Below are 14,222 nucleotides of genomic sequence, written 5' to 3'. Positions count from 1 at the left end.
AGTGAATTTGAATGGTGTGGACAGATAGAGAACAAAAAAGAATGAACGGCATAATTCAATGGGAGGAAGAGCACTTTACGCATCATGCAACGGACGTAGAGCGCACTTTCCAGAAATGGTATGACTATCAGCTTAATCAGCTAGAGTCACCAACGAAAAACCGTTTGTATGCTGTAATTGATTCAGCTCTTTTTCATATGCATTCGCTTATACAAAACTCACAATCGCAAGTGGATGCCAGTCATCGATTGTTAACGGATGCAAGGTTATTTGATCCTAAAATTGAACAAATTCAGGATATGAAAAACCTCTCGATTGATCACCTTGTTTACATAGCAGATCAACAAATTGCCCGTCAGCGAATGGTATCATTTGCTCAAGGGGGACTTGCTGGAACGGGGAGTTTTCTACTGCTGGGTCTTGATATACCTGCTGTACTTGCTATTAACTTGCGTACTGTTCAGCTAATAGCGATGACATATGGCTATCCAGTAAACTATCCTTCCGAAATGATGATCGCTCTTAAAGTATTTCACATGGCAACATTACCGAAAGTGCTACAAGAACAAGCCTGGAAAACGTTAGAGGAAGAGATAAAGCATGAGCAAACGCATCCTTATTTTTATGAAGGGCCTGAAGAAATTGCAGACGGAAATTGGCTACAAGGACCAATGAAGCAAATTATAAAGGGAACTGTTCTTATGATGTTAAGGAAAAAAGTAATTCAAGGAATACCGCTTCTTGGAATTGCCATGGGAGCGGGAGTGAACTATAGATTTGCGCGAACTGTAAGTGAAACCGCACATAAATTTTATCAGAAACGTTTCTTGAATGAGCTTGAAAAGGGGGACGTAGGATGAGTGCAGAAGATCACAAAAAAGATGCACCATTGATTCGAGCTCTCATTGTAACCGTGAGCGATACAAGGACAGTTGAAACGGATAAAAGCGGAGATGTTATTTATTCCTTACTTGAAGAAAACAATCATATGGTGGGGCAAAGGAAAATCGTAATAGATGAACAAGAAGAAATCCGCCAGGCGATTCAAAAAGGTATAGATGATAAAGACGTTGATGTTGTGCTATTAAATGGTGGAACTGGAATATCCAAAAGAGATGTTACGTATGAAGTTGTTGAAGCTATACTCGAAAAGGAGCTTGCGGGATTTGGAGAACTATTCCGCATGATTAGCTATACAGATGATATTGGTACTCCAGCGATGCTTAGTAGAGCCATTGGTGGGGTGACAGGTGAAACGGCAATATTTGCTATGCCTGGGTCTTCAGGAGCAGTCAAATTAGCAATGTCGCGATTACTGCTACCGGAGTTGCCGCATATTGTCCGTGAGCTCCATAAATAAAGAATCTCTTGTAACGAAATTTATGTGACCATCCATTCCGATTTCAGATTCAATCATCCTATTTTTAGGAGCATTTTTCATCCTTGCTTTGGAAACAATATAAGCGCAAGTCCGAAATGATAGGAGGATGTCTTATGGCTGATAAGAAAAAGGAACTGATTTACGATGAGAATGGCGAAATGGCCGTGCATCAGCAGTTGAGTGAATCATACCAGAGTGGTGTCATTGATCAAGAAGAAACTAAAAAAACAAAAGAATTACCACGGAAAGCTGACAGGAAAAGTTATTATTAAAAAGCAAAAAGTTCATGCTGAGCGCATGAACTTTTTTTATTTATGATCGTTTTGAATTGCTGTTTCTAATGGAACTTCACCATGATTAACGAACTGGGAAGTAACGAAAAGCGAGATAACATCCACCAGTTAGGAAAAATGAGAGAAAACCTGGTGAATAGGATGCAGGAAGAATAATGTAAAAGATAAGACCAATTAAAATCGCGACAAACCCAGGTCGATTCAAGAGATTGGCCTTCTCAGATAATTCCTGGAGCATCGCTGAAGTAAATCTTCCTTTTTTCACAATAATAAAATCAGTCACGATTACAGCTGATAACGGGATAACGAAGGATCCAAGAAGTGAAATAAATGACTCGGCCTGGTTAACAAAAGTAGGGAATCCACTTAATATAACAGCGGCACAACCTAGTAATACCGCACTTTTTACTCGACCAAGAGAGGGGAATGTATTAAGCAGACTATATCCTCCTGTATAAGCATTGCTAATGTTAATCATAATCATCGAGCAAAGGGCTGAAGCAAAAATGAGTATCAATAGGAGTGGTGACTGTGTTTGTTGACTCGTGATTAAAAATGGGTTCCACGTACTAGCTACTGAAGCGGTGTAGGCTCCGAGTAGTGCTGTTAATGTGAAACCAATCGTATTTCCTGAGAAGATTCCCCAGAATGCATGCTGAGTGGATTTTGCGTACCTTGCCATGTCTGAAGAACTACTAACACCTGATACATACTGCACAAAAGCGAGGCTGGCAAAGAAAAAGAAAGAGCCTAGTTCAGGACCGTGTTTAACTGATAGAACGGTTGAGTAACTCTTCCCGTTAATAGGAGTCTGAGAATACACAAACAACATGGCAACTCCTCCGGCAAATAGAAGAGGGAGAAAGTACCTTGTGGCTTTTTTGACGGCATTGAATCCTATTAATGCAAGTAAAGCCATTACTGAAGCGAGAAATAGAGATGTTGGTAGAAAAAGAAGGTCGATTGAAAAAGCACGTTTCATCAGCTCTACAACCATATAAGTACCTCCAATGGTTTGTACAGAAAACCAATAGAGCGACGTGATGGTTCTTACGGGAGAGGCGAAGTATTGAGCTCCTTTCAGACCAACAAAAGCTCTTACTGCATACTGTGAAGGGATACCTCGACGTGCCCCTGGAAAAGAAAGGTAAGACACGAAAAGGAATGCAAGACTTGCTCCAAATACAGTGGCGAGAACTGCCCATACAAAACTAAGGCCGCCTTCGAGGACGGCGAGAGCTGGGACGAGAAAGTTACCGGCATTGACAGAAACGGTCATTTGAATCATGGCATACTCATACCATCTTGTTGTGCGTAATTTTTCTGGGACTGATTCAAGCCCATAACGCTCAATTTGAATAGTAGAAGAGGTTTTGCTTAGACTGCTCATATGATCTCCTTTAAAGTTACGGACTTATCTTTATTTTAGTTCGCAAAAAAGAATGAAGCAATCCTGATTGCTCGGTTAGGAATAATATTTGCTGTTTACACTCAGCATAAGGGTGAGGTGATTAATAATGAAAAAGTTTGTTGTCATAACCTTTGCTATTTACTTGTGTCTATTTACAATTCGAGCAGAGGCTTCTACATTAGAAAACAGCTTCTCATTTAAATGTATGGTAGTAACAAATGGAGTTGAACATGAATGGGAATTTTCCAGTCCGAACGAATTTGAGGTAGAGAATGGAACGGTCGTTGAGAAAGGTGATCGTGCAAAAGACGAAGTAGAGGCGTTATTTCAGCATTTGGAAGTAACTGAAATCGCGCGCGTAGAAGAATTAGTAAAGAAAATGGACACCTTTGGTTATAAAAATGCAGAGCGATTTGAGTTGAAATGGATGGATGCAAGTGGAAGATTATATACTTGGGTCTGGAACCAAAACGATCGGTAGACTTTGAATAGCGGTTTCGTTAAGATGAGGAAAGACGTGAAAGGAGCCGCATTCAAGTGAAGAATAGTTTTGCAGTCGTTTTAGGTGGTGCAATTGGTGCTACACTACGAGCGGTGGTGGGAACCATATTGAATGGCAGTCCATTATCGACTTTTATAGTAAATATAGTAGGTTCCATTATCCTTGGGTTTTTCTATCAATACAATCATTCAAACAATCGCTTTTCAGAGCCAGCAAAAAAAAATGATTGCAACTGGCATGATAGGATCATTTACGACTTTTTCAACCTACTCCCTTGATCTTTTGGTCTACATAAAAGATGGTCAGTTTATTAAGATGGGCCTTTATGGGGGCGGCACTATTGTAAGTGGAATTCTAAGTGTCTTCCTTGGAGTCTTACTAGCTAAAAGAACGAGGAAGGTGACGTAATGGAGTGGTTAATGATTGCCATCGGTGGAGGTATAGGAGCGTGGCTTCGATATATAACGGCATTATTGGTTAACCGATGGAACACTTCTCAATTCCCGCTAGCCACTCTACTTGTTAACCTCATAGGAAGTTTTATACTAGGGATGGCTTTCGGAGCAGGCGATTGGGGGCCTGGGATATCGACTGGATTTCTCGGAGCACTAACGACTTTTTCCACCTTTATGTACGAGGCTTTTGAACTAGGCTCAATAAAGCTTTGGCTTTCTGTCACATATATATCAATTAGCTTAATTGGCGGGTTATTAATGGTGGCAGTGGGGTATATGATAATGGTGTAAAAATATTCGGATAACTAATACGATCTATTTATGAAATAGATTCACCCCTTAAGTCATTCCCTCATTTAATGGTATTAAATGTTATACAATAGAGGTAACAGTATATGGCTCGTTAGAGATAAAGGAGGAGTATCAATGCATATTGGAGTGCCTGTTGAGGTTAAAAACAATGAGAACCGTGTAGCAATGACCCCTGCTGGAGTACTGACCTTAAAGCGATTAGGTCATGAAGTTTATATCGAAAAAGGAGCGGGCGTTGGATCTGGTTTTGGGGATGACCAATATCTTGAAGCTGGAGCTCATCTGGTAGAGACGGCCGCTGAAGCGTGGTCGAAGGAAATGGTCATGAAAGTAAAGGAACCACTTCGAGAGGAGTATGTCTACTTTCGTGAGGGTTTGATTTTATTTACATATCTTCATCTTGCTGCAGAATCAGAATTAACAAGGGCTCTTGTAGAAAAAAAAGTTATTGGAATTGCCTATGAAACCGTTCAGTTACCAAATGGCTCGCTACCTCTTTTGACACCCATGAGTGAAGTTGCTGGTCGGATGGCGGCTCAAATAGGGGCTCAATTTCTTGAGAAACCTAAAGGAGGACTCGGTATTCTCCTGGGCGGTGTCCCTGGGGTTAAAAGAGGTAAAGTAACGGTTATTGGTGGAGGAGTCGTCGGAACGAACGCAGCGAAAATTGCGATGGGGCTTGGTGCCGATGTGACAATTATGGATTTAAGTCCAGAACGAATGCGTCAGCTTGATGACATTTTTGGTACTGAAATTAATACGATGATGTCCAATCCACTTAATATAACAGAAGCCGTGAAAGAATCAGATTTAGTGATTGGTGCAGTGCTTATTCCAGGTGCAAAAGCACCGAAGCTTGTAACAGAAGAGATGATCAAAGAAATGAAGGCGGGCTCTGTTATTGTTGATGTAGCAATTGATCAGGGAGGTATTTTCGAAACGACCGATCGTATCACAACTCATGACAACCCGACATACACAAAATATGATGTTGTTCACTATGCGGTAGCGAATATGCCTGGAGCTGTTCCGCGTACATCAACCATTGCCTTAACGAATGTGACTGTACCTTATGCCGCTCAGCTTGCGAATAAAGGTTATAAAAGAGCATGTCTAGAAAATGAACCATTGCTAAGAGGAATTAATACGATGGACGGATTTGTAACGTACGAAGCAGTAGCTGAAGCCCATCAGCTCACATATAAAAATGCTCGCTCACTCCTTGAAAAATAGAAGTAGAAATAAAGCAGCTAACCGTTAGCTGCTTTATTTTTTTATCGTATTAAAAAGCTTAGAAATTTTCATCAGCGTTGAAGGGTTTTTATATAGTTATACGAATCATAAGAGAGGGAGGTGAATCATCAAATGGCTTTTTGGAGTAAAAAAAGCATTAAAAACAATCCGCAACATTCAATCGGGATAATAGATGCAAGCCTTCATGAGATACGACAGGCTGTCGGAGCATTTGCTGATAAGAAAAGAGATGGGATCTCATTGAAAGTATTGGTAAAAGAAAATAATGAACTTGATTCTTCTCTCCTCGCTCCCCATCTTGGAGGCATTCCTTCTAAATCATTTTATATGTCAAAAGAGACATTCGAACTCTTTGAAGAGGAAAACCGTCACATTCCTTTTTGGATTGATGCAGTGCAAAGAGCGGTAGATGCATACATTCGTTCTGAAAAAGCACCTCCAATTATTGAAGGAGACCCGTATAAAAAAATTAGTTTTTTTAAGCTAGAGAAAAAAGCTCTTTTAACAGAACGACCGCCACTGGATTTCTATTTTACAGAACAGGAAAGTATGGTTACACATAGAAAACGGGAAAAATAACGGGAACATTTTTCTCGATCATTCGTATGAAAGAGAGGATGGGAGGTCGCGGTATGAGTTTTTTATCAAAGTTTTTTGGAAAGAAAGAAGAGAAGAAGGTAGAAGAAAGAACGGTTTTTACGATTCAGGTAGGAGATATCATCACATATGATCTTGAGGATTATGAGGTTGTGGGGACGCTAACATATCATAATAAAGGTTACGAATGGCAAGCATACCAGTTAATTTCAGGATCATCTTCGATCTGGCTTAGTGTTGAAATGGATGATGAACTAGAGCTAGGCATTTATCGAAATGTAAAAGAAAAAATCTCGAAACCAATTCCTGAAGAAATAAGCATTGATTCCGTTATTTATTATAAAGAGGAACATGGTTACGCAAAGGTGACGGGCAATGGACGAGGAAGTAATCTAGATGGACAGGAAGTCGAGTATTATGATTTTTCCAATGAAGATGAATCAAGTTATCTATCCATTGAAGTCTGGGGTTCCGAAGTAGAAGTGAGTAAAGGTTACGCGATTGAAGATTATGAAATCAAAATTCTTGCTGGAAGCAAATGAGAGGATGAAAGCGAATGTTTAAAATGTTTAAAAGAGTAAAAACGATTATGTCTTCTGAATTAAACGCTGCACTTGATAAAGCGGAGGATCCCGTAAAAATGCTAGAGCAATTTATGAGGGATATGGAAGCGGATATAAGAGAAGCAGAAACCGCTGTTGCAAAACAAATCTCTAATGAAAAGATGTTAAAGAAAAAATGGGACGATGCTAATTCTATGGTGACTAAGCGTCAGGGGCAAGCTGAGAAAGCTCTCCAAACTGATAACGATGATCTTGCAAGAAGAGCGCTTCAGGATAAGAAAGATCATGAAGCCAAAGCGGAAACATTAAAGGTATCGTACGAAAGAGCAAAAGCTGACGCCGACTCTCTTCGCTCAAAATTAGATGAAATGAAAGAAGAATATCGTCAAATGCAACTGAAGAAAGATAGTTTGAAGGCTCGAGCTGAGTCAGCTAAAACAAAAACAAAAATGAATCGCGCCATGTCTGATATTGGTGGTGATGATTCTAAACGAGGATTTGAGCGTATGGAAGAAAAGGTCCTTCAATATGAGGCAGAAGCAGAAACAAGTGAAGATATGCGTTCCAAAAATCGTTCGCTTGATGATGAGCTTGAGGCCCTCGATAAAAATAATGGAATCGATGATGAATTAGCTGAGCTAAAGAAAAAAATGGGGAAAGAATAACCTTTCCCCTTAAATGGGGTGGAAGAATGAAATGGCTAATAGGATTGCTGACAGCATTCATTCTGCTCTTATCGGCATGTGGGATTACGAAGGATATTCTCGAAATTGTTGAAGACCGCTATCAGCTTGAAGATGTTGTAGCGAGTAGCGTGGATTCAAACGATACCTCAAAGGTCTATCTTGCTGAGGAAGATATTCCTTCTGTTGCCACCTATCTTAAGGAACAAATAAAGCCGAATGAAGTCAGTGAATTAAAAGAAGGTAAGCAAATTATTGTTTATGATGACTATATCGTTACATTAGAAGAAAGTGATGAGCCATCAAACACACTAGTTGAAGTTGCGACAGTTGGCTTTGTGAGAGATAATTACCAGCCGGATTTCTTTGATGGGTTGCTAGCTTACTACATTCTTGATGAAATACTTGATGTAGACGACTGGGGCAAGAAGCAGAAGAACCGCTGTCAGAACGCTAGCGGAAATTGTTATGGCGGTTATGGATCTACTGGAGGTTCATATAAAGGACCGTCCACGATTCCATCATTCCGAGGATCTAATCGTGGGGGCGGACCTGGAACAGGAAAATAAACAAAGGAGGATCATGACATGGGGCCATTTCTATTAACATTTTTTTATTTTATAGCGGCGATTGTCGTTGTTGTAGTTGGATTGATTGTGTTTGAATTGATCACGACGAAATATAAGGACTGGGAACAGATTGAGAACGGGAACACGGCCGTTGCACTTTCAATAGGTGGTAAGATAATCGGGATTTGTTTAATACTAGCATTCTCTATATACCATAGTTCGGATGTTCTCGAAACAATTATTTGGGGAGCGTATGGTGTAGTGCTTCAATTAGTTGCCTATTATATTTTTGATTTTCTTACTAGACGATTTTCGGTTGAACAGAAGCTTAGTGAAGGTGTCGTATCAATAGGCATTCTATCGATGTGTGTTTCAATAGGCCTGGGCTTAGTAGTAGGAGCATCAATTACGTAAAAAGAAATGATCAGCTGAAGGTGGAAGTCATGAGCAAGACGTTAAGTAAAAGCAGTCAATTGTACTGGGCTTCAGGAATTGTATCCATTTGCGGTATTATTTTTGAAGTGCTGTTCGGCGCACTGGGTTCTTACATACTCGGAGACGGGGTTAAGCAATACACGTTAACTATTTCGCTCTTTCTAACAGGTATGGGTATTGGCGCATCATTGAGTGAAAAGGTAGTTAAAAACCTGATTACGAGATTCATTGCAATTGAGCTTCTTATTGGCTTAATTGGAGGATTTTCAAGTTTTGCTGTGTTTGGAATTACAGCTTTTGCGGGAGAAGAAGCAACAGCCATTGTACTCTATTCCATTATTCTCATTGTTGGTGGACTAACTGGTCTTGAATTACCCATTCTTATTCGGAAAGCGAATGAGATTGGCGTGGAAATGAACAAAAGCACGGCCAGGGTGCTCTTCTCTGACTATGCTGGGGGACTTATAGGAGGAATGTTATTTGCTTTTTACCTTCGTCCGGAATTCGGTCTAGTAAAATCAGCCTTCCTTGTAGCTATTGTAAACATTCTCGTTGCATTTTGGATGATTTATTCATTTAGAAAAGAGATCGTCTATCAAGGAATCTATATTGGAGTAGCCTTTCTTCTGTTTGTACTAATGATTGGTGGGACTTTATTTGGAGAGGAGATGGCGTTCTCATTTGAGCAGCGCCTATACAAAGACCCCATCATTTACTCTGAGGAAACATCCTATCAGAAAATCACCTTAACGAAGGAGCAGGGAGATCTAAGACTTTATTTGGATGGACAGCTTCAGTTTAGCTCAAGTGATGAACATAGGTACCATGAAACACTTGTCCATATTCCTATGGCTGCTGTTAAAGAAGCGGAGGATGTTCTTATACTTGGAGGTGGAGATGGACTTGCGGTTAGAGAGCTACTTAAATATGACGATCTGAAATCCATTACGGTAGTGGATCTAGATCCGGAAATGGTAAAACTAGCGAAGAATCATCATTTATTAATGGAATTAAATGAGCATTCACTTGAGGATAAACGTGTCGATATTCATAATGAAGATGCCTTTCAATACATTGAAAAACAGAAAAAAATGTTTGATGTCATCATATCTGATCTCCCAGATCCAAATAATGAGTCTTTGAATAAGCTTTACACGTGGGAGTTCTACTCTTTATTGCGCAATCATTTAGATGTAGATGGGGCGCTAATGGTGCAGGCGACTAGTCCTTTATTTGCGAGGGAAGCTTATTGGACGATTGATCGAACGATTTCAGAAACTGGACTACGAACGTCAAATTATCACGTTGATATTCCAATTTTCGGGAACTGGGGTTTTGTTATGGCAACAAGGAATCCTGTAGCTCAAGAGAAATTGGATATTTCAGTTCAAACCGATTATCTTTCAGACGAGATGATTCCATCTCTTACTGTATTTGGTAAAGATGAGGACAGTCACATGGTGAAAGATGGCAATAAAATCAGCTTTGAACCTAATACTCTAATTCGCCCTCATTTAATTGAAAAATATGAGAATGCCTGGTTGTATTATTAGTTTAGATCGTTTATCAAAGGGAACGTAATAAGTAGAGAACCCACTTCCTAGCGTTTTAGGGAAGGTAATGAAACCCAATTGTTAAAGGAGCGATAACAAATGAAAGTTACATTTCATGGTCATTCAGTTGTAGAAGTTGTTACGAACAAAGCAAAAATTTTAATTGATCCTTTTATTTCCGGTAATGGTCAATGTGATTTAGATGCGGATCAAGTTACTTGCGATGTGATATTGCTAACACATGGACACAATGATCACGTTGGTGACACAGTTGAAATTGCAAAGCGAAACGATGCATTAGTCGTAGCTCCATTCGAACTTGCTACATATCTTGGTTTTAAAGGTGTTAACACGCATCCTATGGCAATCGGTGGGGCACATGAGTTTGAGTTTGGTAATGTGAAGCTAACTCAGGCATTCCATGGTTCGAGCTACACTGAGGAAGAAAACCAGCAAATCATTTACACAGGGATGCCAGCGGGTATTCTCTTTAGCGCAGAAGGTAAGACGGTCTACCACGCGGGTGATACTGGGCTTTATTCTGATATGAAGCTATTATCTAATAAGCAAATTGATCTTGCGTTTCTACCAATTGGTGATAATTTTACTATGGGTCCTGAAGATGCAGCTATCGCTGCAAAATGGATAGGAGCTGAAATAACCGTACCAATTCACTACAATACTTTCCCGCTTATTGAACAAAATGGCGAGGCGTTTACTGAAAGTCTTGAAGGTACAAAAGGTAAGGTTCTTCAAACAGGAGAAACAATCGAATTGTAATCAAACACAAAACCGATGCCCTGCATCGGTTTTGTGTTTGATAAGCGTATTAAATACGCGGACTTGAACATACCCTTTTAGAAAGACTATGAGGGGGAATCATTGTGAAACAACGATTGTTTTTATCCGTCTTGTGCATTCTGTTTTTGATGTATGATGCTATGCCGCGCTTTCAAATTGATTTAACGCTAGAAGGTGCTTTTTTTAGTCTCTGGCTTTTATTTGCCATTATGGCACTTGGTGGAAATCTTTCTGGATTATTTTTTGGAAAGCAAGAGAGAAAACCTATGACAGTTAATGATTCAGTAGAAGAATTAAGAAAAAAACAATACGGTCGTTGAAGTTATAGGTCTGTGTTATGTATAATGAAGTCAATTCAAACACCACTATAACAGAAGTAGTTTAGCTACTGATACAGATGTGCATGTAGAAAGTATGGTGAAAGAAATTGACAACGAAACATGAACAGATCCTCTCTTACATTGAAACGCTAGAAGTAGGAAGTAAAATATCCGTGCGTCAAATTGCTAGAGAATTAAAAGTTAGTGAGGGTACAGCATACAGAGCGATTAAGGATGCTGAAAACAAAGGGACGGTCAGCACGATTGAACGGGTTGGGACGATCCGAATCACAAAAAAAGAGAAAGAAAATATCGAAAAACTCACGTATGCTGAAGTAGTGAACGTCGTCGATGGGCAGGTGCTTGGAGGAAGAAATGGTTTACATAAAACCCTTCATAAGTTTGTTATCGGTGCGATGAAGCTAGAGGCTATGATGCGTTACGTCGATCCTGGTAGTTTGCTCATAGTCGGTAATCGCGACAACGTGCATAAAATTGCACTAGAAGCCGGGGCGGCTGTCCTTATTACTGGTGGTTTTGATGCGCAGGATGATGTGAAGAAAATGGCGGATGCATATGATTTGCCAATTATATCTACCTCCTATGACTCCTTTACAGTGGCAACAATGATTAATCGTGCGATATATGATCGATTAATTAAGAAAGAAATAGCTCTAGTAAGTGACATATTAACGCCGCTTACGAAAACGAGCTTTCTAGTGACAACAGAAAGTGTAGGTCGCTGGCATGAGCTAAATGAATCAACATTGCATAGTCGCTATCCGGTTGTGGATCCAAATATGAAGGTTCAAGGCATTGTGACATCTAAAGATATTTTAGGTGAACAGCATGAAACGTCAATAGCTAAGGTGATGACAAAACACCCGCTCACTGTTAATGAGCAAACGTCCGTCGCTTCTGCAGCTCATACAATGATCTGGGAAGGGATAGAGATGCTTCCTGTTCTCGATCAATATCAGCGACTTATCGGTATTATTAGTAGACAGGATGTACTTAAGGCTCTTCAAATGATTCAGCAGCAACCACAGATAGGGGAAACCTTTGACGACCTTATTACGAGTCAAATCAAAGATATTTCCACTGGATCGGAAAGTCGCTATAGCTGTGAGGTAACACCTCAAATGACGAGCCTACTTGGAACGTTATCTTATGGTGTTGTAACAACCCTAGTCACTGAAGCTGGGAGTCGAGTTTTGAAGAAATACAAAAAGGGTGATTTAGTAGTAGAAAACATTACACTTTATTTCATCAAACCGGTTCAAATTGATCATACAATTGAAATTGTGCCTAAAGTTCTCGAGGTATCAAGGAAATTTGGTAAAGTAGATGTTGAAATTTATCATGAAGGTGCGGTCGTAGGAAAGGCTCTTATGATGGCGCAATTGATTGATCGATAAAAAAACCGCCAGAAATAAATCCGTGGCGGTTTTACAAGTAAACATAGCGCTGTTAGTTTAGTTTCATATCCTTTGCTTCTTCGATTGCAAATGGAAGATAGTGTCGATACTTTTTATAGCCGACTGTAACGTTTACAAGACCAAGTAAAATAAAGACAGCGGCAACAATCACAGTGACCGTTGATAAAGAAACGGTAAGCGTATTAATGGCAAAAAAGACAAGGAAAAGTCCGAGTGCAATGCTTGCTTTTGAATTAAGCCATTGAGTTGTTGCGACACCGTTATGTCGAACAGCTTTTACTCGATAAAACAAATAGAAAACGATTGAAAAGACAATTAATATGACAAAGATAGGCATGACTGTTTTCCTCCATAATTCAAGGTTCTTTTCTATTGTATAGAATTTAGTACTGAAAATCTATGACATATACGTAACAATTGGGAAGCGGTCGAAAGGAGAAAGTTGATGAAGGAACAAATATTAGATGCTATCGAACAATATGAGACCATTATAATTCATCGTCATGTGCGCCCAGATCCTGATGCACTTGGCTCGCAGGGAGGACTTGCCGAGCTTATACAAACTTCTTTTCCAAAGAAGCGTGTGTTTACGGTTGGTGAAGAAGAACCATCACTTACATTCCTGAACCGAATGGATGAGGTTCAGGATGAAACATATCATAACGCACTTGTCATTGTTTGTGATACGGCGAATCAGCCTAGGGTTAGTGATAACCGATACCGTAATGGCAAGCTCTTAATTAAAATCGATCATCATCCAAATGAAGACCCTTATGGTGATCTTCTCTGGGTGGACACTTCTTCAAGCTCTGTTAGTGAAATGATTGTCGATTTGTACCTTACTGCTAAGGAACGAGGGTACAAGCTTTCTGAAAAAGGAGCTTTTCTTCTTTATGCAGGTATAGTAGGTGATACCGGACGTTTTATGTTTTCTAATACGACTCAGCGTACCTTTATGTATGCAGGTGAGCTCTTGAAGTTTGGTGTAGATACAGGCTCTTTATATAAGGAACTATACAAAACGGAACAGCATATCGCTCGCTTAAACGGATATGTCTTACAGCATTTTGAAACATCAGAAACTGGTGCTGGATGGATGAAAATCACAAAAGAAACAGTTGCTTCATATGGCGTAACGGTTAGTGAGGCATCACAGCTAGTGAATACTTTCTCTAATGTAGCGGGTTTGAAGGCGTGGGTTTTCTTCATTGAGGAACCAGATCAAATTCGTGTTCGTCTTCGTTCAAAAGGGCCTGTTGTGAATACAATTGCTGCTCAATTTAATGGTGGCGGACATCCAATGGCTGCGGGGGCAACTGTTTATTCGTGGGCAGAGGCTGATGACGTTCTTGCGGAGCTAGACAAAGTGTGCGAAGAAGTATAATAACAAGTTAAAAGACCGGGGTCTCCTTTATTGAGAGAGCGCCGGTCTTTGTTGTTACCACATTTACACTTGATCATGCGATTTAGGTATAAACCACGAACCAAAGCTTGTCACGTCTTCGTGCACGTCGATGTTAAGTGATTGCAATTCCTTTTTAGTTAGAGCAGTCATTTCGTGTGACTCTGCGTAAGCGGATCGCCCATTCATTAAATCAGCAATTTTCGCTCTCGCGATTTGTTTGCGATCAATAACCATCGCGCCACCTCCCAA

Annotated in this window: 19 protein-coding genes and 1 pseudogene; 17 read left to right on the top strand and 3 right to left on the bottom strand. The window is 40.0% G+C overall.

The window, feature by feature from the left end:
* The first annotated feature begins 11 nt into the window (after positions 1 to 11).
* The 3 genes from ACIFPW_RS01345 to ACIFPW_RS01335 all read left to right on the top strand — a co-directional run bounded on the left by ACIFPW_RS01345 (position 12) and on the right by ACIFPW_RS01335 (position 1,653).
* Positions 12 to 860, top strand: a complete 849-nt coding sequence (locus ACIFPW_RS01345; RefSeq protein WP_430241447.1) for an EcsC family protein — start codon at positions 12 to 14, stop codon at positions 858 to 860.
* Positions 857 to 1,360: a MogA/MoaB family molybdenum cofactor biosynthesis protein gene (locus ACIFPW_RS01340; protein WP_430241445.1), complete on the top strand. Its 504-nt coding sequence runs from the start codon at positions 857 to 859 to the stop codon at positions 1,358 to 1,360. The genes ACIFPW_RS01345 and ACIFPW_RS01340 overlap by 4 nt, the downstream gene beginning before the upstream one ends.
* A 134-nt stretch (positions 1,361 to 1,494) precedes the next feature.
* On the top strand, positions 1,495 to 1,653 hold the full coding sequence (locus ACIFPW_RS01335) for a hypothetical protein (RefSeq protein ID WP_226614667.1): 159 nt from the start codon (positions 1,495 to 1,497) through the stop codon (positions 1,651 to 1,653).
* A gap of 85 nt (positions 1,654 to 1,738) precedes the next feature.
* Here the strand turns inward: ACIFPW_RS01335 and ACIFPW_RS01330 are convergent, their stop codons facing one another.
* Positions 1,739 to 3,064 carry a purine-cytosine permease family protein gene (locus tag ACIFPW_RS01330; RefSeq protein WP_430241443.1) on the bottom strand — a complete coding sequence of 442 codons (1,326 nt, stop codon included), beginning with the start codon at positions 3,062 to 3,064 and terminating at the stop codon, positions 1,739 to 1,741.
* Positions 3,065 to 3,191: 127 nt separating this feature from the next.
* On the opposite strand from ACIFPW_RS01330, the gene ACIFPW_RS01325 reads away from it, so the two are divergent.
* From ACIFPW_RS01325 to ACIFPW_RS01265, 13 genes and pseudogenes are all read left to right on the top strand, one after another.
* On the top strand, positions 3,192 to 3,566 hold the full coding sequence (locus ACIFPW_RS01325; RefSeq protein ID WP_194219278.1) for a hypothetical protein: 375 nt from the start codon (positions 3,192 to 3,194) through the stop codon (positions 3,564 to 3,566).
* Between the two features lie 56 nt (positions 3,567 to 3,622).
* Positions 3,623 to 3,995: pseudogene (locus ACIFPW_RS01320) on the top strand (fluoride efflux transporter FluC).
* Positions 3,995 to 4,333: a fluoride efflux transporter FluC gene (locus ACIFPW_RS01315; protein ID WP_430241441.1), complete on the top strand. Its 339-nt coding sequence runs from the start codon at positions 3,995 to 3,997 to the stop codon at positions 4,331 to 4,333. The pseudogene ACIFPW_RS01320 and the gene ACIFPW_RS01315 overlap by 1 nt, the downstream one beginning before the upstream one ends.
* A gap of 135 nt (positions 4,334 to 4,468) precedes the next feature.
* On the top strand, positions 4,469 to 5,587 hold the full coding sequence (gene ald / locus ACIFPW_RS01310; RefSeq protein WP_430241439.1) for an alanine dehydrogenase: 1,119 nt from the start codon (positions 4,469 to 4,471) through the stop codon (positions 5,585 to 5,587).
* Positions 5,588 to 5,719: 132 nt separating this feature from the next.
* Positions 5,720 to 6,187 carry a DUF3939 domain-containing protein gene (locus ACIFPW_RS01305; RefSeq protein ID WP_430241438.1) on the top strand — a complete coding sequence of 156 codons (468 nt, stop codon included), beginning with the start codon at positions 5,720 to 5,722 and terminating at the stop codon, positions 6,185 to 6,187.
* A 53-nt stretch (positions 6,188 to 6,240) separates the two neighbouring features.
* A complete protein-coding gene (locus ACIFPW_RS01300) occupies positions 6,241 to 6,747 on the top strand; it encodes a DUF4178 domain-containing protein (protein ID WP_430241437.1) in 507 nt (168 codons plus the stop codon).
* 14 nt (positions 6,748 to 6,761) lie between these two features.
* Positions 6,762 to 7,433: a PspA/IM30 family protein gene (locus tag ACIFPW_RS01295; RefSeq protein WP_430241435.1), complete on the top strand. Its 672-nt coding sequence runs from the start codon at positions 6,762 to 6,764 to the stop codon at positions 7,431 to 7,433.
* Positions 7,434 to 7,459: 26 nt separating this feature from the next.
* Entirely contained in the window at positions 7,460 to 8,020 is a 561-nt protein-coding gene (locus ACIFPW_RS01290; RefSeq protein WP_430241433.1) for a DUF4247 domain-containing protein, read from the top strand.
* Positions 8,021 to 8,038: 18 nt separating this feature from the next.
* The gene (locus ACIFPW_RS01285) at positions 8,039 to 8,434 is read left to right on the top strand and encodes a DUF350 domain-containing protein (RefSeq protein WP_430241431.1); all 396 of its coding nucleotides are present in this window, start codon (positions 8,039 to 8,041) and stop codon (positions 8,432 to 8,434) included.
* Between the two features lie 29 nt (positions 8,435 to 8,463).
* A complete protein-coding gene (locus tag ACIFPW_RS01280; RefSeq protein ID WP_430241429.1) occupies positions 8,464 to 10,008 on the top strand; it encodes a polyamine aminopropyltransferase in 1,545 nt (514 codons plus the stop codon).
* A gap of 99 nt (positions 10,009 to 10,107) precedes the next feature.
* Positions 10,108 to 10,788: a metal-dependent hydrolase gene (locus tag ACIFPW_RS01275; RefSeq protein WP_194219288.1), complete on the top strand. Its 681-nt coding sequence runs from the start codon at positions 10,108 to 10,110 to the stop codon at positions 10,786 to 10,788.
* Between the two features lie 104 nt (positions 10,789 to 10,892).
* Complete coding sequence (locus ACIFPW_RS01270; protein WP_194219289.1) at positions 10,893 to 11,129, top strand: hypothetical protein; 237 nt, start codon at positions 10,893 to 10,895, stop codon at positions 11,127 to 11,129.
* A 107-nt stretch (positions 11,130 to 11,236) separates the two neighbouring features.
* Positions 11,237 to 12,547 (top strand): DRTGG domain-containing protein, encoded by a 1,311-nt coding sequence (locus tag ACIFPW_RS01265; protein WP_194219290.1) that lies wholly within the window; start codon positions 11,237 to 11,239, stop codon positions 12,545 to 12,547.
* A 52-nt stretch (positions 12,548 to 12,599) separates the two neighbouring features.
* On the opposite strand, the gene ACIFPW_RS01260 is transcribed toward ACIFPW_RS01265, so the two are convergent.
* Entirely contained in the window at positions 12,600 to 12,905 is a 306-nt protein-coding gene (locus ACIFPW_RS01260; RefSeq protein ID WP_430241427.1) for a YtpI family protein, read from the bottom strand.
* 108 nt (positions 12,906 to 13,013) lie between these two features.
* Between ACIFPW_RS01260 and ACIFPW_RS01255 the strand changes: the two genes are divergently transcribed.
* Complete coding sequence (locus ACIFPW_RS01255) at positions 13,014 to 13,952, top strand: DHH family phosphoesterase (protein WP_430241425.1); 939 nt, start codon at positions 13,014 to 13,016, stop codon at positions 13,950 to 13,952.
* A gap of 63 nt (positions 13,953 to 14,015) precedes the next feature.
* Here ACIFPW_RS01255 and ACIFPW_RS01250 read toward each other — a convergent pair whose 3' ends face one another.
* The gene (locus tag ACIFPW_RS01250; RefSeq protein WP_430241422.1) at positions 14,016 to 14,207 is read right to left on the bottom strand and encodes a hypothetical protein; all 192 of its coding nucleotides are present in this window, start codon (positions 14,205 to 14,207) and stop codon (positions 14,016 to 14,018) included.
* Positions 14,208 to 14,222 lie beyond the last annotated feature (15 nt).

It is taken from the genome of Pseudalkalibacillus sp. NRS-1564, assembly GCF_050467905.1.
GTDB classification, from domain to species: domain Bacteria; phylum Bacillota; class Bacilli; order Bacillales; family Guptibacillaceae; genus Guptibacillus; species Guptibacillus hwajinpoensis_B.
This window is presented reverse-complemented; position numbering and strand designations above follow the sequence as displayed.

What these genes read in the sequence shown, in the direction of transcription:
- ACIFPW_RS01305 (WP_430241438.1), top strand. Translation starts at nt 5,720, where the DNA reads ATGGCTTTTTGGAGTAAAAAAAGCATTAAAAACAATCCGCAACATTCA.
- ACIFPW_RS01315 (WP_430241441.1), top strand. Translation starts at nt 3,995, where the DNA reads ATGGAGTGGTTAATGATTGCCATCGGTGGAGGTATAGGAGCGTGGCTT.
- ACIFPW_RS01280 (WP_430241429.1), top strand. Translation starts at nt 8,464, where the DNA reads ATGAGCAAGACGTTAAGTAAAAGCAGTCAATTGTACTGGGCTTCAGGA.
- ACIFPW_RS01335 (WP_226614667.1), top strand. Translation starts at nt 1,495, where the DNA reads ATGGCTGATAAGAAAAAGGAACTGATTTACGATGAGAATGGCGAAATG.
- ACIFPW_RS01275 (WP_194219288.1), top strand. Translation starts at nt 10,108, where the DNA reads ATGAAAGTTACATTTCATGGTCATTCAGTTGTAGAAGTTGTTACGAAC.
- ACIFPW_RS01300 (WP_430241437.1), top strand. Translation starts at nt 6,241, where the DNA reads ATGAGTTTTTTATCAAAGTTTTTTGGAAAGAAAGAAGAGAAGAAGGTA.
- ACIFPW_RS01325 (WP_194219278.1), top strand. Translation starts at nt 3,192, where the DNA reads ATGAAAAAGTTTGTTGTCATAACCTTTGCTATTTACTTGTGTCTATTT.
- ACIFPW_RS01330 (WP_430241443.1), bottom strand. Translation starts at nt 3,064, where the DNA reads ATGAGCAGTCTAAGCAAAACCTCTTCTACTATTCAAATTGAGCGTTAT.
- ACIFPW_RS01290 (WP_430241433.1), top strand. Translation starts at nt 7,460, where the DNA reads ATGAAATGGCTAATAGGATTGCTGACAGCATTCATTCTGCTCTTATCG.
- ACIFPW_RS01295 (WP_430241435.1), top strand. Translation starts at nt 6,762, where the DNA reads ATGTTTAAAATGTTTAAAAGAGTAAAAACGATTATGTCTTCTGAATTA.
- ACIFPW_RS01340 (WP_430241445.1), top strand. Translation starts at nt 857, where the DNA reads ATGAGTGCAGAAGATCACAAAAAAGATGCACCATTGATTCGAGCTCTC.
- ACIFPW_RS01250 (WP_430241422.1), bottom strand. Translation starts at nt 14,207, where the DNA reads ATGGTTATTGATCGCAAACAAATCGCGAGAGCGAAAATTGCTGATTTA.
- ald (WP_430241439.1), top strand. Translation starts at nt 4,469, where the DNA reads ATGCATATTGGAGTGCCTGTTGAGGTTAAAAACAATGAGAACCGTGTA.
- ACIFPW_RS01260 (WP_430241427.1), bottom strand. Translation starts at nt 12,905, where the DNA reads ATGCCTATCTTTGTCATATTAATTGTCTTTTCAATCGTTTTCTATTTG.
- ACIFPW_RS01255 (WP_430241425.1), top strand. Translation starts at nt 13,014, where the DNA reads ATGAAGGAACAAATATTAGATGCTATCGAACAATATGAGACCATTATA.
- ACIFPW_RS01285 (WP_430241431.1), top strand. Translation starts at nt 8,039, where the DNA reads ATGGGGCCATTTCTATTAACATTTTTTTATTTTATAGCGGCGATTGTC.
- ACIFPW_RS01345 (WP_430241447.1), top strand. Translation starts at nt 12, where the DNA reads ATGGTGTGGACAGATAGAGAACAAAAAAGAATGAACGGCATAATTCAA.